The 20,731-nt window shown below is 68.3% G+C and carries 21 protein-coding genes and 2 pseudogenes; 17 read left to right on the forward strand and 6 right to left on the reverse strand.

All coding sequences use genetic code 11. From position 1 onward, the window contains the following. Nucleotides 1–1,686 (forward strand): relaxase/mobilization nuclease domain-containing protein (locus tag OO47_RS02335; protein WP_033207822.1); only part of this gene is annotated, 1,686 nt, incomplete at its 5' end. Nucleotides 1,687–2,182: 496 nt separating this feature from the next. Further along, on the forward strand, nt 2,183–3,241 hold the full coding sequence (locus OO47_RS02340; RefSeq protein ID WP_030209230.1) for a hypothetical protein: 1,059 nt from the start codon (nt 2,183–2,185) through the stop codon (nt 3,239–3,241). A gap of 425 nt (nt 3,242–3,666) precedes the next feature. Here OO47_RS02340 and OO47_RS37165 read toward each other — a convergent pair whose 3' ends face one another. Both OO47_RS37165 and OO47_RS37170 read right to left on the reverse strand, forming a co-directional pair. Then, nucleotides 3,667–4,236 carry a peptide deformylase gene (locus OO47_RS37165; protein ID WP_199812261.1) on the reverse strand — a complete coding sequence of 190 codons (570 nt, stop codon included), beginning with the start codon at nt 4,234–4,236 and terminating at the stop codon, nt 3,667–3,669. Next, nucleotides 4,233–5,204 carry a helix-turn-helix domain-containing protein gene (locus tag OO47_RS37170; RefSeq protein ID WP_033207825.1) on the reverse strand — a complete coding sequence of 324 codons (972 nt, stop codon included), beginning with the start codon at nt 5,202–5,204 and terminating at the stop codon, nt 4,233–4,235. The genes OO47_RS37165 and OO47_RS37170 overlap by 4 nt, the downstream gene beginning before the upstream one ends. Nucleotides 5,205–5,348: 144 nt before the next feature. Here OO47_RS37170 and OO47_RS02360 point away from each other — a divergent pair, with 144 nt between their 5' ends. The 4 genes from OO47_RS02360 to OO47_RS02375 are packed head-to-tail and all read left to right on the forward strand — an operon-like array spanning nt 5,349 to nt 9,329. Continuing rightward, nucleotides 5,349–6,503 (forward strand): glycosyltransferase family protein, encoded by a 1,155-nt coding sequence (locus OO47_RS02360; RefSeq protein ID WP_030209236.1) that lies wholly within the window; start codon nt 5,349–5,351, stop codon nt 6,501–6,503. Beyond that, complete coding sequence (locus OO47_RS02365) at nt 6,500–7,204, forward strand: hypothetical protein (RefSeq protein ID WP_030209238.1); 705 nt, start codon at nt 6,500–6,502, stop codon at nt 7,202–7,204. Before OO47_RS02360 ends, OO47_RS02365 begins: the two co-directional genes overlap by 4 nt. Further along, a complete protein-coding gene (locus OO47_RS02370) occupies nt 7,201–8,436 on the forward strand; it encodes a glycosyltransferase family protein (RefSeq protein ID WP_030209241.1) in 1,236 nt (411 codons plus the stop codon). Before OO47_RS02365 ends, OO47_RS02370 begins: the two co-directional genes overlap by 4 nt. Further along, nucleotides 8,433–9,329, forward strand: a complete 897-nt coding sequence (locus OO47_RS02375) for a glycosyltransferase family 2 protein (RefSeq protein WP_234323055.1) — start codon at nt 8,433–8,435, stop codon at nt 9,327–9,329. The genes OO47_RS02370 and OO47_RS02375 overlap by 4 nt, the downstream gene beginning before the upstream one ends. Here OO47_RS02375 and OO47_RS02380 read toward each other — a convergent pair. After that, entirely contained in the window at nt 9,287–9,787 is a 501-nt protein-coding gene (locus OO47_RS02380) for an AAA family ATPase (protein WP_199812262.1), read from the reverse strand. The genes OO47_RS02375 and OO47_RS02380 overlap by 43 nt on opposite strands. Nucleotides 9,788–9,888: 101 nt before the next feature. Here OO47_RS02380 and OO47_RS02385 point away from each other — a divergent pair, with 101 nt between their 5' ends. From OO47_RS02385 to OO47_RS02415, 7 genes are all read left to right on the forward strand, one after another. Further along, nucleotides 9,889–10,806, forward strand: a complete 918-nt coding sequence (locus OO47_RS02385) for an FkbM family methyltransferase (protein ID WP_030209249.1) — start codon at nt 9,889–9,891, stop codon at nt 10,804–10,806. 91 nt (nt 10,807–10,897) lie between these two features. Next, nucleotides 10,898–11,377, forward strand: a complete 480-nt coding sequence (locus OO47_RS02390) for an NUDIX domain-containing protein (protein ID WP_051715592.1) — start codon at nt 10,898–10,900, stop codon at nt 11,375–11,377. 155 nt (nt 11,378–11,532) lie between these two features. After that, nucleotides 11,533–12,435, forward strand: coding sequence for an LLM class flavin-dependent oxidoreductase (locus OO47_RS02395; protein WP_030209254.1), 903 nt, complete (start codon nt 11,533–11,535; stop codon nt 12,433–12,435). Nucleotides 12,436–12,664: 229 nt separating this feature from the next. Then, complete coding sequence (locus tag OO47_RS02400; protein WP_030209255.1) at nt 12,665–13,603, forward strand: restriction endonuclease; 939 nt, start codon at nt 12,665–12,667, stop codon at nt 13,601–13,603. A 280-nt stretch (nt 13,604–13,883) separates the two neighbouring features. Beyond that, nucleotides 13,884–15,053 (forward strand): DUF262 domain-containing protein, encoded by a 1,170-nt coding sequence (locus tag OO47_RS02405; protein ID WP_234323056.1) that lies wholly within the window; start codon nt 13,884–13,886, stop codon nt 15,051–15,053. Then, complete coding sequence (locus OO47_RS02410; RefSeq protein ID WP_030209259.1) at nt 15,050–16,171, forward strand: AAA family ATPase; 1,122 nt, start codon at nt 15,050–15,052, stop codon at nt 16,169–16,171. Before OO47_RS02405 ends, OO47_RS02410 begins: the two co-directional genes overlap by 4 nt. Next, nucleotides 16,152–17,192, forward strand: a complete 1,041-nt coding sequence (locus OO47_RS02415; protein ID WP_234323057.1) for a hypothetical protein — start codon at nt 16,152–16,154, stop codon at nt 17,190–17,192. Before OO47_RS02410 ends, OO47_RS02415 begins: the two co-directional genes overlap by 20 nt. A gap of 63 nt (nt 17,193–17,255) precedes the next feature. Here OO47_RS02415 and OO47_RS34590 read toward each other — a convergent pair. Then, nucleotides 17,256–17,495, reverse strand: a pseudogene (locus tag OO47_RS34590) (LLM class flavin-dependent oxidoreductase); the annotation flags it as partial. Nucleotides 17,496–17,595: 100 nt separating this feature from the next. On the opposite strand from OO47_RS34590, the gene OO47_RS02420 reads away from it, so the two are divergent. The 4 genes from OO47_RS02420 to OO47_RS02435 all read left to right on the forward strand — a co-directional run bounded on the left by OO47_RS02420 (nt 17,596) and on the right by OO47_RS02435 (nt 19,859). Next, nucleotides 17,596–17,907: a calcium-binding protein gene (locus tag OO47_RS02420; protein WP_030209262.1), complete on the forward strand. Its 312-nt coding sequence runs from the start codon at nt 17,596–17,598 to the stop codon at nt 17,905–17,907. Between the two features lie 100 nt (nt 17,908–18,007). Beyond that, nucleotides 18,008–19,156 (forward strand): hypothetical protein, encoded by a 1,149-nt coding sequence (locus OO47_RS02425; protein WP_051715595.1) that lies wholly within the window; start codon nt 18,008–18,010, stop codon nt 19,154–19,156. Between the two features lie 56 nt (nt 19,157–19,212). Continuing rightward, nucleotides 19,213–19,461 (forward strand): type II toxin-antitoxin system CcdA family antitoxin, encoded by a 249-nt coding sequence (locus OO47_RS02430; RefSeq protein WP_030209266.1) that lies wholly within the window; start codon nt 19,213–19,215, stop codon nt 19,459–19,461. Further along, on the forward strand, nt 19,458–19,859 hold the full coding sequence (locus tag OO47_RS02435; RefSeq protein ID WP_030209268.1) for a hypothetical protein: 402 nt from the start codon (nt 19,458–19,460) through the stop codon (nt 19,857–19,859). The genes OO47_RS02430 and OO47_RS02435 overlap by 4 nt, the downstream gene beginning before the upstream one ends. Before the next feature lie 75 nt (nt 19,860–19,934). Here OO47_RS02435 and OO47_RS34595 read toward each other — a convergent pair. Continuing rightward, nucleotides 19,935–20,195, reverse strand: a pseudogene (locus tag OO47_RS34595) (LLM class flavin-dependent oxidoreductase); the annotation flags it as partial. Nucleotides 20,196–20,262: 67 nt separating this feature from the next. Next, nucleotides 20,263–20,625, reverse strand: coding sequence for a hypothetical protein (locus tag OO47_RS02440; RefSeq protein ID WP_030209271.1), 363 nt, complete (start codon nt 20,623–20,625; stop codon nt 20,263–20,265). Nucleotides 20,626–20,731 lie beyond the last annotated feature (106 nt).

Below are 20,731 nucleotides of genomic sequence, written 5' to 3' on the forward strand. Positions count from 1 at the left end.
CTGCTCGCCTACCTCTACGGCCCCGGCCGCCACGACGAGCACACCGACCCGCACATCGTCGCCGGCTTCGCCATGCTCGGCATGCCCGACCCCGGCCGCAACCCGGACGCCACCCTCACCCAGCTCGCCCGCCACCTCGACGAGCCCGTCCATCTTCGGAACAGCGAGTTCGGCAAGAAGGTCACCGACCACGTCTGGCACTGCCCCGTCCGCACCGCCCCCGAAGACCGCCGCCTCTCCGACACGGAGTGGGCCGACATCGCCCAGCGGATCGTCGAAGCCGCCGGCATCGCCCCGGCCGGGGACGACCTGGGCTGCCGGTGGATCGCCGTACGCCACGCGGACGACCACATCCACATCCTCGCCACCACCGTCCGCGAAGACGGCCGCCGCCCCAGGCTCCACGACAGCGGCATCCGCGTCGGCGACGCCTGCCGCCAGATCGAAACCGACTACGGCCTGCGCCAACTGAAGAAGGGCGACCGCACCGCCGGACGCCGACCCACCCAGGCCGAGATACACAAGGCCCAGCGCCTCGGCTGGGAGCAGACCAGCCGCGACTGGCTCCAGGACCGCATCCGCGCCGCCATCCCCCACGCCAGCAACACCGAGGAACTCCTCGCCTACCTAGAAGCCATGGGCATCGCGGTCAAACCCCGCCGCGGACCGTCCGGCGACCTCCTCGGCTACGCCGCCGGCCGCCCCGGCGACCTCAACACGGACGGCGAACAGATCTTCCACCCCGGCGGAAAGATCGCCCCCGACCTCACCCTCCCCAAGCTCAAGGCCCGCCTGGAGACCACCGCGCCGGAGGAACACCCCACCGCCCGCCGTGACCAGCCTGCCACCCCCTGGCATCAGGCCATCGACGCCCTCGACACCCTCCACCAGGGGATGGCCGACGACACCCATGCCCAGGCCCATATCACCGCGCTCGGTGACCTCATCGAAGCCACCGCCCAGAAAGCCCCCAACCACCTCCACCCCGAACTACGAGCAGCCTCACGGGCATTCGCCCGCGCTCAGCGCTCCCAGATCCGAGCCGAGAACCAGGCCGCCACCACCCTGCGCAAGGCCGTCCGGGACATCGCCCACACCGCCACCGGCCCCGACGGCAGCGCCCTGGCGACCCTGCTCGCTGCCCTCGTCTGGGCAACGATCGTCGCCGCCCGCTGGCACGAGGCGAAGAACCACGCCCACCAGGCCGAAGCCGCCCGCCAGATCCTCCACCACCTCCAGACCGCCGCCGACCGAGCCCTCACGCCCGTCGTCGACAGCCTCGCCACCCACCGGCCGAACGATCAGGTCCGCCGGACCCTGGCCCACGACGTCCGGGCCGCCGTCCCCGACCACGCCGACCGCATCCTCACCGACCCCGCCTGGCCGGCCCTCGCTACCGTCCTCGCCGACGCCGAAGCCAGCGGCCACAAACTCCACCAGCTCCTCAAGGAAGCAGCCGCTAAGCGCGAACTCACCACCGCCCGCCAACCCGCCCGCGTCCTGATCACCCGCATCCAACACACCAGCCGCAACCCCGCACCCAACCCCCGCGCCGAAGCCGCCCGCCGCCGCTCCACCATGGCGCCCGCGCCCAGCGGACACCAGGCCCGCAACCCTCAGCCCACCACGGCACCCGCGGCCCCCGCCGATCAATGGCACCGCCCCACCAGGATTCGGCGGTCTTGAAGGTCACGGGGTGGGCGATGAGTGCCCAAGGATGACGATCGGCGCCTCGGCCTCCTCGCGGGCGCGTGCCGAGCTGGCACGCATGGCGGAGCCGGAGATCACGCGACCAATTCACCGCACTCGAACTGGCGATCAGGGGCTTGCTGCGCAAGCTGCGTACTGAGTGCGTAAGGGGTATCACCCCCGTCTGTCGTCGCCAGGGCGGCCTGAAGGGGTGACCTACCGGGACGCCAGAGGGCGTTCGGGGTACCCGCGTGATCAGCAGCGCGGGCATCAAGAGGTCGGCCTGGTGGAGGGCCGTGGAGCAGTTGTCGATAAACGGTCGCGTGCCTGCACCAAGTGGAGGAGTATGTACCAGTCGGGCGAAAGCGGGCAATCGAGGATTGGCTAACCTGAACCCGACGCTCCCACACGCCAAGCATGACGAGGCTCTCAGGCGCAGCCGATGCGGTCCCGTTAGCACCGGCGTGCTTCTTCCACGCCCTCCGGAGTCCGAATGGCCACGCCGACGAACCCGCTGACCCCCCAGACTGTCCAGCGGCTCGCATTCATCCGATTCCTCTATGCGCAGGGCGTGACCCAGACCCAGCAGCCCCAACCTCTCGCGGCGACCTCGGTGCTGTCCTTCCATGATGCGGTCGAACTCTTCCTTGTCCTCGCGGGCGAGCATCTGCAGGTCAACCTCCCCACTCAGATCAACTTCTCTCAGTACTGGGACAAGCTCACACCCGGACTGCCTCCGAGCACTCAACTGCCAAGCAAGAAGGCTATGGAGCGGATGAACAAGCTCCGGGTCAACCTCAAGCACACCGGTGCGATGCCGTCGACGATGGACATCGCACAGGTCCGCGCGGACGTGCTGACGTTTTTCACCGATGCGACGCCCATGGTCTTCGGCGGAGACTTCGATCGCATCGACATGATCGATCTGGTCGCCCGCCAACAAACAGTGAACTTCCTCCAATACGCGCAGACCAGCCTGGACCGGGGAGATCTGCCACAGGCGATGGCAGGACTTGCCATTGCGTTCGACGAGCTCATCGACCACTACACCGAGGCCCGCCAATGGGCCTACCAACCACCGTTCCGATTCGGCGACACGGTACGCGACTACAGCGACCAAAGCATGCACATGTTCAACGACCGAGGCGCCAGCAAGCTCCCTGACCTGCCCAGATTCAGGCAGAGCCTCAAAGACATGTCCAAGCAACTTGCGAGTCTGACCGCCGCGACCAAGGGCATTCGGCGGGCGATGCAGGTGACGGCACTGGGCATCGACTACAGCCGCTATGCCCAGTTCGAAGTGGTGACACCCGCCATCCAGCACTACTTGGATGGGCACACCACGTTCGTCGTCGAGGAGGGGCACAAAGCCCTCACCACCGACGACTACCACTTTGGACGCCTATTCGTGATCGAGTCCGCCCTGCAGGCAGCCAAAGCGGATGAAGTTCTGCAGCGGAGGCGTGCGCACCACGCTGCCGGCAGCCCGTCGCCGGGCAGCTGGAAGACCGGTGAGCACCGCCAGTGGGAAGGGCCTAATCCCTCCGGGTGATGAGCAAGAGCTCAATATTCGCCGGACGCCCACTCTGCCGCGTCGAACCGCAGGGGGTCCATGCTGGTCATGCACGACCTGAGGAAGGATCACTCGGCCGTGCAGCCGCATTCGAGCCGATGCTCACCCTGATCGGCACGACAATGGCTTCTGAAGCCTCTGCGCGCCGTGACCCGTGCTGGTTCCGCGTCGACGCAGTCGGCGAAGCCTGCCGAACCAGCGTTCAAGTGCTGCCCGCCCGCGTACCCAACGTGCGGGGCCTCGCAATCGAGGCCCGCTACCCCGCCCAGCGCTTGACCGCCTTGGTCTGAGTCAGCGGACGCGTCTCGAGGCCGTGCTCAGAAGGCTGACCCCGAGGACGATCAGCCACCACGGCGGTGGCGGCAGCCTCGCCCAGGCTGCGGGCCCGGAAGCCACGTCGGCCGTTATTGCTCGTAGGCCCACGCCCGGCCGGTCTGGCGGTACTCCTCGACGGGGATGGGAGCGACGCCCGTCCGCATCCGCGCGGTGTAGAGCAGGCCATCGAGGTGGTCGATCTCGTGGTGGACCAGCCGGGCGAGCCCGCGTTCGTAGGTGGTGGTCACCAGCTGGCCCTCCAGCGTGGTGGTCTCCACGGTGATCCGTAGTGGCCGGGGGACCAGGCCGCGGACGTCGAAGAACGACAGGCAGCCCTCGTACTGCTCGTCCTCGTCGCTGGAGCGGTCGGCGATTCGGGGGTTCAGCAGGACGATCGCCGGGGCGCCGGGGCCGGGGGGCTGGACCACGGCGGCGGCCCGGCCGATCGCGATCTGCGGGGCCGCGATGCCCATGCCCTTGGCGAACGGGTGAACCTGCCCGATCCGCTCCATCGCGGAGAACAGCTGCTCGACGACCTGCTCGGCTGCCTCGCGCTCGGCCGGCAGGGCGAAGGCGCGGGCAGGCTCGGCGAGGACGGGGGCTCCGTTCTGCACAACGCCGAGGCCACGCATCTGCTCGCTGGGCCGCACCTGGATCACCTGAACTCTCCTTGTTTTGCTTCACGTTCGGGTCGCGCCCGGAACCGCCATTCCAGACGGTACCGGGCATGGAGTGCGGGTGTGGACGTGCTCCAGGAGAAGACCCGCATCCCGTTCTCCTCGCGCTGGACCGGGGCCGTTCGCAGCGGTGCTGCCTCAGCGGTCATGGAGGTCTCGGTGCCCCACACCGCGGGGTCGAGTTCGGCGGGGAAGGCGAGTTCGACCGCCAGGTGCTCGGTGGGCAGGCGGACGGCGCGTTGGAACCAGCGGCCCCACTTCTCCTCGCCCACGGAGTAGGCGTACTCGATCCACACCGACTCGCCCGGGTACAGAGGGAAGCGGCCCTGCTCGTTCTCGAACAGCAGCCACACCTCCTTGAAGGCGTCGCGGTCGTGCTTCGCCTGCCAGCGCATCGCCTCACCACGACAGGTCGCCGTCAGAGCGAGCTCGTCCCAGGTCAGCGGGTGTTCGCGGTAGTGGGCGTTGGACCGTTCCGGCTCGCCCGGGTAGCGGTCGACGCTGATGCGGATCAGGTAGCGGGTGATCGGCTCACTGCCGGTGTTCCGCAGCAGCCGGCGCATCGTGAGCCGGTAGAGGTGCCCGTCGTAGTCGAGGCGGGCCGCGTCATGCTCGACGACGATCGCCGAGCCGGTCGCGTACGGCTGCTCGGCCCTGCGGGGTGCGGGTACGACCGCCGTCGGTGCCACAGGAGCCTTGGCCGTCTCGTAGTCCAGCCAGCGCTTCCAGATGGCCTTACCCGCGTTCAGGGCCTCCTCCGCACGGCGGGCGAAGTCCTCGGTCGGCTTGTGCCGGCCCGACTCGACGTGGCTCACGTAGGACGGATCGAAGCCCATCCGTCTGGCTAACTCCCGCTTGGCAAGGCCCCGCACCTCGCGCCAGTAGGCGACCTCCGCCGCGAACGCCTCGGCGGCCTGCTCGACCGTCAAGGCGTCGTCCCGCGCGTCCATCAAAGCCCCCGCCCTGGCCGTCGGATGAGATGAATGAACCGTCAGTGATCTCGATTCACCATTCTGTCACGGTCCCGTCCGCCAGTTTCCTTCCTTCACCGGCCCAGGTCGACCCCCGGGCCCAAACGAGGAGGGTCCCCAGCGATGCGCGTGCTGTATCTGCTCAACGTCTCCAACTCCAGTCAGCTGTCCGCCGACTCCGGCTACACCTTCGCCGACATGCTCGCCCCGGCCCTGACCGACGCCGGGGCCGAGGTGACCGTGGCCTCGCCGGTCCCGGTCGGCGACACCCGCGTGCACTTCGCGCCCATCACCTCGCCGTCCACCAAGTACCGGGCCCGCTTCGACCCCGGCATGGACGCCCTGGTCACCCTGATCCGCGACCGGCGGCCCGAGGTGGTGGTGGCCAACCAGATCGAGGCCGCCCCCGCGATCCGGGCCGCGCTCCTGGAAGCCGGGGTGGACGCGCTGATCACCGGCTACTGCCACTACCTGCCGTTCTCCTTCACCGACACCGGCGTCCTGGAGCTGGACCCGGCGATGAACGACCGGGGCCTGGGCCGCAGCGTGCTGCTGGCCTTCGCCGCCGGCCTCGCGGCCTGCGACCGCATCCTGGTCCACTCCTCCACCGCCGCCTCCTGGACCACCGCGGCTGCCGCCCGCACCGGCGTCGACCTCGGCGACAAGCTGCACATCGTGCCCGCCCCCAGGGACGTACGGCTGGTGCGCGACCCGGCTGGCATCACCCCGCCCGGAGGCAGGGCCACCGGCATCTACAACCACCGCCTGTACAGGCACTACGGCACCGCCCGCTTCACCCAGCTCGCCCGCCGCCTCGTCGCCGACGCCCCGGTGCGGCTCACGGTGATGGACCTGTTCGGCATCCGAAGTTCCGAGCGCATTCGCCTCGACCCCAGCCCCGAACGGCACCTGGAGGAGCTGGCGACCACGGATGGCGTCACGATCGCCTCCGACCGCGGCGACCGCGTCCGCTACCGCAACCTTCTGTCTGGCGCCCACTTCGGCATCGCCCCCTTCCGCCCCGGCTGCCCCTGGTCCATGTCGGTGATCGACTGCCAGGCGATGGGCCTGCCCGTAATCGGCCCGCGCACCGGCTGGCTCGCCGAGCACATCGACAACGAGCTGCTGTTCGACACCGACGAGCAGGCCGTCCAGATCACCGAGCGCCTCGCCACCGACGCCAAGTTCTACCTGGTGCACGCCAAACGCGCGCACGCCTCCACCGCCGACCTCACGCACGCCGTGGTGGCCGCCCGTTACCTGGAGGCGATCAAGTGACCGGCTTCGACGCGGTCCAGCTCTCCTACGACGAGCCGCTGGCCGACCGTCTGCACACCCGCCTCACCCGGGTGCTGGGCGGCACCGTCAAGCGCCTGCACGGAGTCCGCGGGATGCGGCGCGCGTACCGGCTCACCGCCGAGCTGGTCGACACCGAGCAGTTCTTCCTCGCCGACGGTGACTTCGCCATCGACCCCGAGTTCCCCACCGCCGCAGTCCAGCCGCTGGCCGACGGGGTGGCGATGCGGGTCTGGCAGGCGGTCAACCCGGTCAACGGCCTGACCTACGGCTACGGCGGGCTCAAGCTGATCCGACGCTCGGCGCTGCGGGAGATGGGCCAGGCCGTCGACGTGCTGGCCGCACTGCCCGGCCGGGTCGAGTTCTGCCGCCAGACCGCCGGGGTCACGCGGTTCAACCAGAGCCCGTTCCACGCGTGGAAGGCGGGCTTCCGAGAGTGCGCGATGCTCGCGCGCGGCAGCGAGTACGGCATGACCGACGCCTCCGCCCAGGAGCGTATCGCCGCTTGGACGGCTGGCCGCGACGGCGAGTTCGCCGCCTACGCGGCGGCCGGAGCCCGCGACGGACTCGGCTTCGCCAAGGCCGCTGCCCGCGACCCGCAGCGCTTCGAGGCGCTCAATGACCCGCCCTGGCTGTACCAGCACTTCACCACTCTGTACGGCGAGCAGGCGGTGACCGGATGAGCACCGCCCCCGGGCCACTGGTGCTGATCGAGCCGTACGCGCACCGGGCCGGCGGACATCACCAGCGCACGCTGGCGGCGCTCGCCGCCGCGCGGCCGGACAGCCTCGTCATCGCCCCGGGCGGCCTGAGCGAGGACGTGGGCCCGCTGGTTCAGTCCGGTTCCCGGGTCGCCGTCGGTCCGGCCGGGCCCGCGGCGAAGATCCTTCTGGCCGTCGCGCGGGCGGCAGCACGGGTCTCCGTCGCCGGCCAGCAGGTCTTCGCCTCCCGGCGCTGGCCGCTGGCGGTCCGCAGGTCCCCGCACCAGGTCACCCTTCTCGCCCGGTGCCTGACCGAGGCCGCCTGCCTTCGCACCGCACGCCGCCTCGCCCCGCGGGCCTCGGCAGTGGTGATCCTCAGCGCGAACGAGGCCCTGCACGGCGTGGCCGCCCTGCTCGGCGGCACCCCGCACCTGCGGTTCATCCACGAGGCGGTCACCACCGAAGACCGCCTGGTCCGGTGGCTGGGCCGACTTGCCCGCAGGGGCGAGAAACGGGTGATCGCTCTGTATCCGACCACCGCTGTCCGCGATCAGGTCGCGCCGGCCTTCCCTCGCCTTCTGGGTGAGGTGCGAGCGTTCGCGGTCGACGACGGGCGCCCGCTGACCGACGCCGAACGAGACGGTGCCCGCACCGCCTTCACCATCCCCGCCGATGCGAAGGCGGTGTGCGTGGTCGGCGGCTGGTGGCCGTACAAGGACATCCCCACCATCGACGCCGCCCTCGCCCGCCTCACTACCCAGCTGCACGTCCTGGTGTGCGGCACCCCACTGGACGACGCCGTCCTCACCCGCTGGCACCAGCTCCCCAACGTCCACCTTCACACCGTGCCCGGCCCGGTCGGCGACCAGATCCTGCGGCTCGTCTACGCCGCCGCCGACACGGCCCTCGTCGCCCGGAAGCCCGGCGTGGGCAAGGAATCCGGACTGGTCATGGACGCCGCCCGCCTCGCCGTCCCGCTGATCGTCTCCACGCACGACCCCGAGCTGACCGCCCGCCTCGACGGGCAGCCGTGGGTCCGGCTCTTCCCGGCCGGCGATCCGGACATCCTCGCCAAGACGCTGGACCACCTCACGGCCGACGCGCCCGCCCGCCCGGGGCCTTCGGCGCGCGGGGTCCTGGACATGCACTCGGCGGCCGAGCAGGCTGCCTTCCTCGCCGACACCTACACCCGCCTGACCAAGGAATGCCGATGAAGACGACCGTCTCTCCCGCCCTGGTCGCGGTGGTCGGCCCGGTCGAACCGGCTCTGCTGGCCGCCTGGACTGCCCACTACCGCCGACTCGGCATCGAACGCTTCCACCTCGCCTTCCACTTCCCCGACCACGTCCACGACGCCTGGCGGCACCAGCTCCTCGCGGCCAGCCACGACCTCGGCATCATCCCTGCCCGGATCAGCACCGGACCGTGGCACGAGCACACCAACACCCAGCTCCGCGACGCCTTGCGCGAGCAGGCGGGAACCGGCTGGCACCTGATCGCCGACTCCGACGAGTTCCAGACCTACCCCGCCCCGCTCGCCGAGATGATCGCCCAGGCCGAGGCCGCCAGGCGCAAGGTGATCGGCGGGCTGATGCTCGACCGCGCCACGAACGACGGCCGCTTGGCCTTGTGGCGCCCGGAAACCGGACTGGACCGGGCCTTCCCGCTCGGCGGGCACCTCACCCACCGGCTCCTCAAGGGCGACCCCCGTAAGATCGTCCTCGCCCACTCCTCAGTGACCGTGGCATCCGGCAACCACCGGGCACCGGGCCACAAGCCCGACCCGGACACGCTCGCGTGCGTGAACCACTTCAAGTGGCGCTCGGGCGTCCTAGACGACCTGCGCCGGCGGATCGACCGGTTCACCTCCGGTGAGTGGGCCGAGCACACCCCGGCCGTCCGCAGCGAGGCGTCCCGCCTGTTGCAGCACATCGACCGCCACAACGGCCGCATCGACGTCGCCGATCCCCGCCTGGCCTTCCGCCGCGTCACCCTCGACCGCCTGCCGGACGGCTGGGCCGCCGAAGCCGCCAAGATCTCCAACACCTGGCGCCCGCAGATGGCTCAGAGCCAGTCCGGCTCCACGATCTCCTCGCCCTCGCCCTGAGGCGCCTCGAAGCGGGCGAAGAAGTCATCCAGGGCCGCCGGCGTCACGACGAGCGCGTTGGCGTCCTCCCGCTCATTGCGCTCCGCCAGCCTGCGCAGCAGTTCGTCGCGCTCCACCGGGAAGTACAGCAGCCGCCACCGCCCGCCGGCCGACTCCACCAGCTCCTTCATCGCGTCGCGGTCCTTACGCGGCCACAGCCCGTGGTCCCACACCACATCCCGGCCCTCGGCGACCAGCTCGGCAAGCCGCTCGTGCAGCTCGGCGACGACCGGGGCCTCCTTCTCGAAGTAGGTGTTCTCCGGGTAGTCGACGCCGTAACGACCGTGCCGCTCGAAGACGACCTCGTCCACCGACAGCCGCACAGCACCCTCGGGCTCCAGCTTCCGCAGGGCATAGGTGGTCTTCCCCGAACCGGTGAGCCCCACCAGCAGGAACACCACCGGAGTGCGCTCGGCCACCGCCAACTCCCCTCAACAACACCAGCGTTCCTTGGCCAGTCTGCCACCGCCGGCCAGCCCAGGACCCCGTTCCCCATCACCGTCACCCGAAGGAGCCGCCCGTGTCTGCCTCCGCACTCGCCCGCACACTACGGGCCTACGTCCGCCACGCCCCCGGCAGCGTGGGCAAGGCCCGGCTCGTCGGCAGCTTCCTCGACGAGCACCTGCGCACCCACCCCGTCCGCACCACCGTCCGGCTGCGGTCCGGCGACAAGGTCGGCGTCACCACCAGCGACGTCATCCAGCGCTACCAGTACCTGTTCGGCGAGTGGGAGCCGAACCTGAGCGCCTTCCTGCGCGACCGGCTCCGCCCTGGGGACACCTTCATCGACGTCGGAGCCCACCGCGGCGCCTTCAGCCTATTGGCCTCCCACGCCGTCGGCCCCCACGGCCGCGTCGTCACCATTGAGCCCTCCCCGCAGTTCCACAACGACCTGACCGCCGCGGCCACCGCCAACCACCGCACCAACATCCGGGCCGTCCGCTCCGCCGCCTCCGACACCCACGGCACCCTGACCCTCTACCTGGAGGACCCCGCCAACCTCGGCCACACCACCGCCGTCCGGCCCCGCCACGTACACACGGCCTTCGACGTGCCGACCGCACCCCTGGCCGACCTGATCAGCCGGCCTGAGCTCGCCACCACCCGCGTCATCAAGATCGACGTCGAAGGTGCCGAGGCAGCAGCCATCCGAGGGCTGCTGCCCGCGCTCGCGCACCTGCGCGACGATGCGGAACTCGTCGTGGAAGTCACCCCCAGACTCCTGGCCAAGCAGGGCGAGAGCGCCGCCGACATCATCGACACCCTGCGCGAACACGGCTTCTACGCGTACACGCTCACCAACGACTACGACCCGGCCACCTACCCCCGAGCCATGCGCCGACCGCAGCCGCCCGCCCGGTGCAACGAAACCCCGAAGGACATGACCGACCTGGTTTTCTCCCGCACCAACGCCGACGGCCTCACGCTCGGGCGCTGAGCAGCACCTCCACATTCCAAGCGGCTCGGCCAGTCCGAGCCGCGCGCCAGGACCACCGACACCTTCCGGCACGTCGACGAGGAGTGGGCACGTGATCAACACCAGCGTGATGAACAGCCGCAACGCAGTCTGCGTGATCGTCCACGACAAGGACGCCGACACGATCGCCGCCGTGCTCTACGGAGCCCGCAACTGGTCCCCGCAGCCGGCCTGGACCCTCCCCGGTGGCAAGGCCGAACCCGGCGAAGCCCTCGACGAGGCCGCCGCCCGCGAACTCAAGGAGGAGACCGGCCTGCTCGTCGACCCGGCGGATCTCGCCCTCGTCCACGTCATCCACGTCGAACAGGGCTGGGACCAGGCCGGGCAGTTCGTCCTGTTCGTCTTCGCCACCGACACGTGGGCCGGTGAGCTGACCAACACCGAGCCGGACAAGCACCTGACGGCCGAGTGGGTCGCCGCGAGCCGCCTGCCCACCCCCGCGTTCCCGACCTCCACACAGGCCCTGGCGGCGTACCAGGACGAAGGCCCGTCCTTCTCCCGCTATGGATGGTCGGTCACCGCTGCGCAATGAGCCAGCACCAGGGTGATCGGCGGGCTCGGCCGCCACACTGAGACGGCTCCGGTGGGTGCCGCCCACCTCGCACCAGACCGGATCGCCGCAGTGTGAGGGCGTCACGCTCCGGAGTCGCATGGGAACACCCCTGGGTCCGACGTAGGCTCGGTGGCATGAGCCTGCGCCTGAGCACCGTGATCCTTCCCGTCGACCGCTGGCACGAGGGAGGCCGCGCGAAGTGGCAGCGCGCCGAGGAACTCGGCTTCCACGCCGCGTACACGTACGACCACCTCTCCTGGCGGACCTTCCGCGACGGCCCCTGGTTCGGCGCCCTGCCCACCCTTACCGCCGCCGCCACGGCCACGGACCGCCTGCGCCTGGGGACCCTCGTCACGTCGCCTAATTTCAGGCATCCAGTGACGCTCGCCAAGGAGCTGATCTCGCTCGACGACATCTCCGGCGGGCGGGTCACCCTCGGCATCGGGGCCGGCGGCAACGGCTTCGACGCCACCGCGCTGGGCCAGGAGGCGTGGACGCCGAAGGAGCGGGCGGACCGGTTCGGCGAGTTCGTTCCGCTGCTCGACCGGCTCCTCACCGAGGGCGCGGTCTCGCAAAAGGGCGACTTCTACACGGCGGAGGAGGCGCGGAACATCCCAGGCTGTGTCCAGCGCCCGCGGCTGCCGTTCGCCGTGGCGGCGACCGGGCCGCGCGGGCTGCGGCTGGCCGCCCGGTACGGGCAGGCGTGGGTGACGACGGGCGACCCGAAGCTGTACGAGGAGGGGACCCCGGAGCAGTCGGTGGAGGCGCTGCGCGGGCAGGTCGAGAAGCTCGGCAAGGCGTGCGCCGAGTCCGGGCGGGACGTCGCCGAGCTGGACAAGATCCTGCTGACCGGCTTCACCCCGGACCGGGGCCGACCGCTGGAGTCCGTGGACGCCTTCGTCGACTTCGCCGGCCGCCACCAGGAGCTCGGCTTCACCGAGATCGTGATCCACTGGCCGATCGCGGACTCCGACTTCGACGCTGACCAGCAGGTCTTCGAGCGACTCGCCACCGAGGCACTTACCCAGCTGAATTGATCAAGGGCCGTGCTGCTGGCCACGCCACTGCGTTCCACGTAACTCGTGCGGCCGATGAACGTGGAGCAATCAACAGCGGACGGAGCTACGGGGCTACTCCAATCACCCGAGCGGGAGCGTGGTGGTGAGCGCCACGTAGCGGCTCAACTGTCCCGCCAGACAGTAGAATCAATCAGATCATCCCGCAGTTGGGCAGCAGGGTAGGCGAGCATAGATCTGGGGGTGGGCCATGGTGGGGGCACAGTCGGGCGCTGCAAAGAAGATCCACTCCGACGCTTACGGGGCGCTCATCGAGGCGCTGACCACGATCAACTGGAACAAGGCCCCGTTCGAGCAGGACATCCGGCGCAGGCTCCGAGCGCATCCCGAGTTGCTCATGCGCCTCGACTTCGCCACGACGAAGCGCCAGACAGCAGCCCAGCTGGTGCACATGCTGATGGACCAGGAGTCGGAGTACCGGGACTTCACCATTGAGCTGATGATCGACGTGTCCAGGCTGGACACCTTCCCGAACCTGATGAAGCAGGTGGACGCCAAGGAGCTCCTGGCCGACGCTCAGGCTGCCGTGGCGAACCTGGCCAGGTGGGTTGACCGGCATGCCGGTCTAGTCGAAGAGCGGGAGAGACTAGCTGCGGACCTCGCGGCTCACCAGGACGAAGTTAATCGGAGTCGCAGTTTCGCCCAGGTGCTGCAGGAGCTGACGCAGGACTTCCTGCGGCTCCGTTCAATAGAGAACCGCCAGCAGGCGGGGCGTGAGTTCGAAACCTTCCTGCATCGGTTGTTCACCCTGTTCGATCTGGAACCCACGCTCGCGTACAACCTGAAGGGCGAGCAGATAGACGGGGCGATCTACTACAACACGGACCACTTCATCGTCGAGGCCAAGTGGCTGGCCGGCACCGTCGAGGCCGAGGACCTGATGAAGTTCGACAGCAAGGTGCGTCTAAAGAGCAAGAACGCCCTGGGCTTGTTCGTGAGCGTGAACGGATTCTCCGCAGGTGGCCGCGACATCTTCAAGCGGGGGACGTCGTTCATCACCATCGAAGGCGGAGACCTCTACTGCGTGTTGGAGGGGCGCATCCGCCTAGACGAGCTGCTCAGCCGCAAGCTCCTCCACGCAAGCACTACCGGCAATTGCTACTACCCGGCAGCAGAGATACTGGGCTGATTCTGAGCTCGACGCTTCGTTGAGGCACTACCCGACCTGGCCGCCCGCTCCGAAAGCAGCCACGGGAGACCTCGATGGTCACCCTGTGTCATACCCCAGCGATGTCAGGCGATGGTGTGCGCCTCACGGGCGGCGAATCCATCACACCGTTCGCCGCCCGGTCCTGCTCGTGAAGAGGTTCTTAGCCCTCGCCAGCGGCTAGGGTCACCTCCTGTCGCGTGAAGAGGAGGAGGTCAGCAAACTCCTTCGGCCTGGGCCACTGGCCCATAGAATGGCCCGCATGGCTATGGACGGCACGCAGACGACTCCGGACGTGGTGGAGGACGTGTTCGATGGACACGCCACGGGTATCGAGGTCGAGGACTCGGGCGAGGACACCACCAAGATTCAGCGGCCGTGGAACCCTGACCAGATCCGGGTGAACACCAGCCAGTTCTCCTTGCGTAACATCCTCGACCAGATCGACGAGGGTTCCATCGAGCTCGCTCCGGACTTCCAGCGGTTGCAGGTCTGGCGGACGGACCAAAAGTCCCTGCTGGTCGAGTCGCTGCTGCTCCAGATCCCGCTGCCCGCGTTCTACTTCGCGGAGGACGCGGACGGTTCTTTCCGCGTTGTCGACGGCCTTCAGCGGCTGTCGACGCTACACGCGTTCGTCCGGGGTGGAGACAACGGCTTCGCCCTTGGGAAGCTGGAACACCTGAACGATCTGAAGGACATGCGCTTCAGTGATCTCCCTGTACCGTCCCAACGGCGAATCAACAACACCCAGCTGATCGTCAACGTGATCGACCCGACGACACCGCGCGGGGTCACGTACGAGATCTTCAAGCGCATCAATACTGGTGGAACCCCGCTCAATGCCCAAGAGATCCGGCACTGCATGAGCAGCCCGCGTAGCAGGGGCATCTTGCACCGGATGACTCATACGGATGCTTTTGCCAAGGCCACTGGGGGCCGCCTCACTGATCACATCCGGATGAATGATCGGGAGATGGCCCTGCGGTTCGCCGCGTTCTGGTTGAAGGGGGTCTTGGCCTACCAGGAGCGCCCCTTCATGGAGCAGTTCCTGATGGACGCAACCGAGATGCTGGATGATCCGAAGCAGGTCCCAGACGAGCAGGTGACTGAGCTGGAGACCGCCTTCGAGCGGGCGATGACTCACGCGTACCTCGTCTTCGGCGAGCACGCTTTCCGCAAGTGGCCGGAGGGCGACGATTACCGTCGCCCGATCAACCGCGCCATGTTCGAGAGCTGGTCCATGGCCTTGGCCGACCCCGACTGCACGACTGCCGACCTGCGTACGCGTCGAACAGCCATTGTGAAGGCGGCCCGTGAGCGGATGACCACCGACGTCACGTACCTCAACGCCATCACCTCCTCCACCGCCGACCGGTTTAGGGTGGACTACCGCTTCAAGGCCGCCGTGGCGGATGCGGGAGCCGGTCTGTGATCACTTCCCTGGAGATTCGGGGCTTCAAGCGGTTTGAATCAGCGTCGTTTGGCCTGCGTCCTTTCACGGTCCTGACCGGAGTTAACGGCGGCGGCAAGAGCACCTTGATCCAGTCCCTGCTGCTGGCGAGGTTGGCAAGTACGTCAGGTGCAGCGGCAGGTGCCACGATCCGGCTAAATGGCCCGCTCGGGCTGGCTCTCGGCGAGGCCCGGGACGTGCTGAACTGGACGACCGACGCGCGTGAGATCAGCATTCGACTGGGCGGCCCGGACGGTGAGTCATGGGTGTACGGCTTCGGGCTGCCTGACGCCGAGCAGGCACTGCACCTCGACGTGCGGCGGCTCCCAGTGGCGCACGTGCCAGGTATCGGGTCCGCTGTCACGGATCCCGCTTTCACCTACCTGTGCGCCGAGCGTCTGGGCCCCCGTGACACGCTGTCGGTGTCCGCCGAGGAGCCCGACCGGATCGGAGTCGGAGTGCGGGGTGAGTTCACCGCACAGGTGCTGGCACTGCGCGAGTCCCGCGCGGTAAGCACTCGGAGGGCGGTCCGAGGAGCATTGCACCACCCAGATTCCGCAGGACCGCAGTTGAGAGTCCAGGCCGAATCGTGGGCCTCCGAGATCATCCGTCCTCTCCAGATCAATGCACGGGTCGCCGTGGGAATCATGGCCACGACGATCCGGTTCGGAGAGACGGGGCTGAGCGGTGAGGAGATCCGTCCAGTCAATACCGGGTTCGGCATCTCCTACGCCTTGCCGGTCATCGTCGCGGGGCTACTCACAGAGCCAGGCGATCTGTTGATCGTGGAGAATCCCGAGGCGCATCTGCATCCGGCGGGACAGTCCCGGTTGGGCCGGTTCCTCGCTCGGGTGGCGGGCAGCGGGGTACAGGTCGTGGTGGAGACGCACAGCGATCACGTCCTCAACGGAGCCCGACTCGCCGTCGCGCACGATCACTCGCTACCGGCGGCGGACATGATCACCCACTACTTCGATCACGACCAGACCCTGTCCATCGACATCAATGACAAGGGTGAACTCAGCTATTGGCCCAACGGTTTCTTCGACCAGATCGAGACCGACCTCGGGAGGTTGGCTCGTGCCCAACGCGGCAGGTAGGAACGGAAGGGGAAACGAGCAGGACTTATTGGGTGCCTCCGCTGCCCTCGATGCCGACGACGACTACCGCGTCGTAGTCGCCGAGGAGTGCTTCAACTGGCGGGAGCTGACGGACTCCGGCCTGCAAGACGCCCTCGACGTCCTTGTGGAAGTCCTCCAACCGTTTACTGACGGCCGCAAAGCCGCGTTCATGGAGCCCGCGTATGACGTCGAGTGCCGCCCCTCGGTAACGCTGATCGACGCCCTGTATTCCCCGGACGGAGGGCTACCACGTGACAAGCGGGCTCTGCTGCAGCAACTGGTGAGTAAATGTCGGTGCGTAATACCGGACGAGGAGGATCTGCCCCAGCCGGCCCGGGTAGCCGAGGGCTCCTGGCAGGAACCTTCCTGGGGTACAGCCCACGCCCTGGCTCGGGCAGCTATGGGCCGCGCCATGTCCTGTCTCCTGGTGCCTTACGCCACAGAACCCGACTGGCCGTCCGGATGGGTCACTGTCACGCGGACGACGGAGGTTGGCCAGGACGAGGTGAAGTTGCACGTTCTACGACACCCTGACGACGTACCGATCTTCTGGCGCGGTGTCCTCACCCACGAGAGCGTGCCGGCCGAGCGCTTCTTCACCTTCACAGAGGATGCTTTCCCCCGGCTGCTGTTCGCCGACTCTCTGCGTCTGCACCACTTCAAGGGCGCGTACGCCGAAGTCCTGCCGTGGCTCGTGAAGTTGCTGGGAGCGATTGACGACCACTTCGCCCGGACGCTGGCTGAATGCGGCGGCGACCAGACACAGGTTGTCCGGAGGTTCAGTGCTCTGGGCCTGGACATCTCACCCGAGAGCCCGAACACGAAGAAGAACGCGAAGGCGTGGGAGCAGCGCAACGTGGGATACGGCGACGGCACCTACCGATGCGAGTGGCATGGCAAGCGGCTCTGGGACCGCGACAGAGTCCACTTCTCATTGCCGATCGCCGAGCACGGCGACCGGATCCTCATCGGGATCTTTGTGGAGCATCTGGCGACCTGAGCGAAGGAGACCGAAAGGCGTGGCCATGGACGTTCCGCTCACACATCAACGGCCAGGTCAGCCCGTGATGGGTGAACAAGGCTTGACTGACGTGACGAGCGTGCCCAAACGTATACTCTGTGTGACCGTCGCTGCCGCTGTCAGCGTCGGGATCGCACCGAACCACGGCCCGTCCCGGAAGGTACGCCAGGACAGGTGATCGTAGGTGTACGCGGCGTGGAAGCCGAGTTCCTCGGCCCGCCGCCAGGTCTTCTGTCCTTCGGCCCACCGGTGGATGGGGAGGATCACGGTACTCAGACGCATGACTCGACGATACGCGGGCTTGCCGCTGCCGCGGATATGCCGACCGAGCAGATCCGGGAAGGCGCGTCGGCGTAGCCGTGGGGGCCGCTAACGTGGCGTCATGAGCACGCTGGACAGGGCTGAGCTTGAGGCCATGATCGAAGAGGCGACGGTGGACGCCTACGGCGAGGACGAGCAGCGGACCGGTCTGTTCACCATGCTTGAGGAGCATCTCGACGTGCCCTTCACCACCGTGGTTCTGGGCGTCGAGGCGATGGCGCACGGCGTCGACCTCACGCCCGACGGCAGGATCGTCGCCCTGTGCTCGCGTGGCCGTGTTCGGCAGTCGATAGGCATCCTTGACCTGCCGTTGCCCTCCCCCGCGCCCGAAGGTGTGGAGTGGATCGAGGCGTACCGCCATGGGGCCGGTTGAGACCGGGCACCCCTCACTTCATACGGAGCTGGATTGCACGAAAGGGCTGAACGTGGCTGACGCCGTACAGGGCGCGGGTGGACCATCACTGGCCGGCCTCATGGAGCGCAGCGCCGAGTTGAAAGGGGAACTGGTCACTTTCGCTCAGAGCGCTCGTTTCGACCGGTGGTTGACGCCTCTCCTGCTGGAGGCCGCGGGGCCTGCACGGCAGCTGGACGAGGGTGAGGCGATCCGGATCACCGATCACTTCATCCTGCGGTACCGCCTGCCGGACGGTTCGACCGTCGTGGACCGGTTCCTCGCCGGCCGGAAGGACTTGACCACGGCCGACCGGGAGATGCTGCTCGGCTGGCGTGACCCGGTCGAGGGCGTCTTCGAGGTCCGGCGCAAGGACGGCGATGCCGTCATCCTGCTGAACCTGGTCGACGACCTGGAGTACCGCGCGTACTCGAACGTCGGGCGGGCGGCGTTCCGTGGAGTGTCCAAGGGAGGATTCCTTCACACCTGCCTGGTACCCGTCCACTCAGCCGACGGTGCGTGGCTGGTGTCCGGGGCGATGACGAGCTACCCCAGGTCCAGCGCCCCCGAGATCGCCCAAGCAGCTCTGCAACTGGCCACGCACCACCCCGAACTGGTCTTCCGCAACCCCGAGAAGATCGAGCAGGGGTGGCAGCGGATGAGGGAGGACCGGGCCGCGTTCGTCGAGTTCTGCGGCGGCGACGAACTGGTCCTTCCGCCTGCCGAAGCCGAGGACCTCCTCAACGCCTACTACCGCCACCGCCAAAAGACAGCCGTCGCCGCACAGCCTGGTCGTGCCCGACGCAAGCGGCCCTCCGGCCTCGACCTGCCCTTCTTCGAGCTGCCGTCAGAACTGGCGGACTCGGACACCGTCGGCGTCATCTACGACCAGGTCGACGGGCTCAACTTCTACGCCGACTACGGGATGCTGCGGGACCTCTTCGCAGACCCCGCCCTCACGGGTCGCAGACGGCACCAGGACCTGCTGCGCACGTACCTGCGCGAGGAGTCGATCACGCCACTGCCGATCCGCCGGCTGGCCGCCGCTCACCCGGAGACGGCGGATACCGTGTTCCGGAAACTGCTGAGGAAGCCCGGATTCACCTGGAGCGAGCACGGCGATGCGCTGATGCGCCGGCGCAAGCCCTGGTACTACGAGAGCGACCCGCGCCCCGGGGTGTCCGTCATCGGTGACCGTCTGAGTGAGCTGCTGGGCGCGGGACAGCGCTGAGCTCGTACGTGGAGAAAGCCCGACGAATGGCGCGCATACCGCAGTATGCCGGCTCCATGGCTCACACGACCCGCATCACGGTCACTCTGCCCACCGAGCAAATGGCGGAGCTGAAGAGGCTCACGGACAACGTCTCCGGCTACGTCGCGGAGGCGGTCGCCCGCCAGATCAGACACCAGCTGCTCGGTGAGGAGCTGCGCCGCTACGAGGAGGAGCACGGCGCGTTCACCGACGAGGAACTGGCCGCGGCCCAGGCCAGAATCTTCGGCACGGCCGAGCACGAGGAGTCGGCGAGCGCCGCGTGAACCACCGCATCGAGACCGTCGTACTGGACTCCGAAGGGCTGTCCGCCTGGATCGCGCGGGACCGGACCGTGCTCGCGATGATCCGGTCTTTCCATTCGATGGCAGCCGATCTCGTGATCTGCGCCAACACCATCGTGGAAGTCATGCACGCCCGCGTGAACACCGCCCGACTGAACTGGGTGCTCTCGCAGGTCAAGGTGGAAGCGGTGACCGAGCAGGCGGCCAGAGCCGCCGCCGGCCTGCTCGAAGAGGCCGGTCTGCACGGCCACAAGTACGCGATCGATGCCACCGTCGCCGAACTCGCGCTCCGCCGGCCAGGCCCGGTGGCCGTGCTCACCTCGGACATCGACGACATGGCCAAGCTGTGCGGGAGTCACGTCCGACTCATCGCGCTCTGATCCGCTTCGGTCGGGACCAAGCGGTCCGGCATACGTCTTCCCAGGTCAGGCTGCGATAGGTGAACAAGGCTTGACCGACGTCACGAGCGTACCCAAGCGCATGCTCTGCGTTGCTGACGCTGCCGCCGTCAGCGTCGGGATCGCCCCGAACCACGGACCGTCCCGGAACGACCGCCACGACAGGTGGTCGTAGGTGTACGCGGCATGGAACCCGAGGTCTTCGGCCCGCCGCCAGATGTGCCGACCCCGGCTCCATCGGTGGACGGGAAGGATTACCGTACTCAGTCGCATGCCTGCGACCCTATGCGTCGGTGACTGCGGGCAACAGAGCGCCACACTCCCGGTCGGGGCTGCGGCGGTCCCGTGGTGCGCGTGTGCGCTCCGGAGCGGTGGGCGGCACCCTTCAGCTCTCGCAGTAGCGTGCGAAGACGCGGGCGCGCTCCTGCTCCCAGGTCCATTCCGCGTGCGTCCGGTGGAACGGAGCCCCGTTCGCCAGCTCGAAGAACTGGCCGGCGGGCCTGCCGGTCGCCTTGAGGATCACGATGGCGGAGAGCATGGGATCAGTCCCCTTGCTGTCCCGCCGGCAGGCGTCACCGAGGAGCTGGCTGATGATCGGGCCGCGATAGTGGACGTTGTGCCCCTGGGCCTTCAGCTCTTCACTGAGGGACTTGTACCAGCCGTCGGTACGGCCCTCCCGCGCCCAACGCCGGAGGATCTCCATCGTCTCGTCCAGCGCTGCCAGGTACTCGGTGTCGCCCTGTCGCATCCGAACCTCCCACGTCCTCAATGGACTTACACCGTATCCGGCAACGGCCCGCGTCGGCGCGGGCCGCAGGCCACTGTGCGTCCTCGTCGCTCCGGGGCGAGGCACC

It is taken from the genome of Streptomyces bikiniensis, from assembly GCF_000716625.1.
Classification (GTDB): Bacteria; Actinomycetota; Actinomycetes; order Streptomycetales; family Streptomycetaceae; genus Streptomyces; species Streptomyces bikiniensis.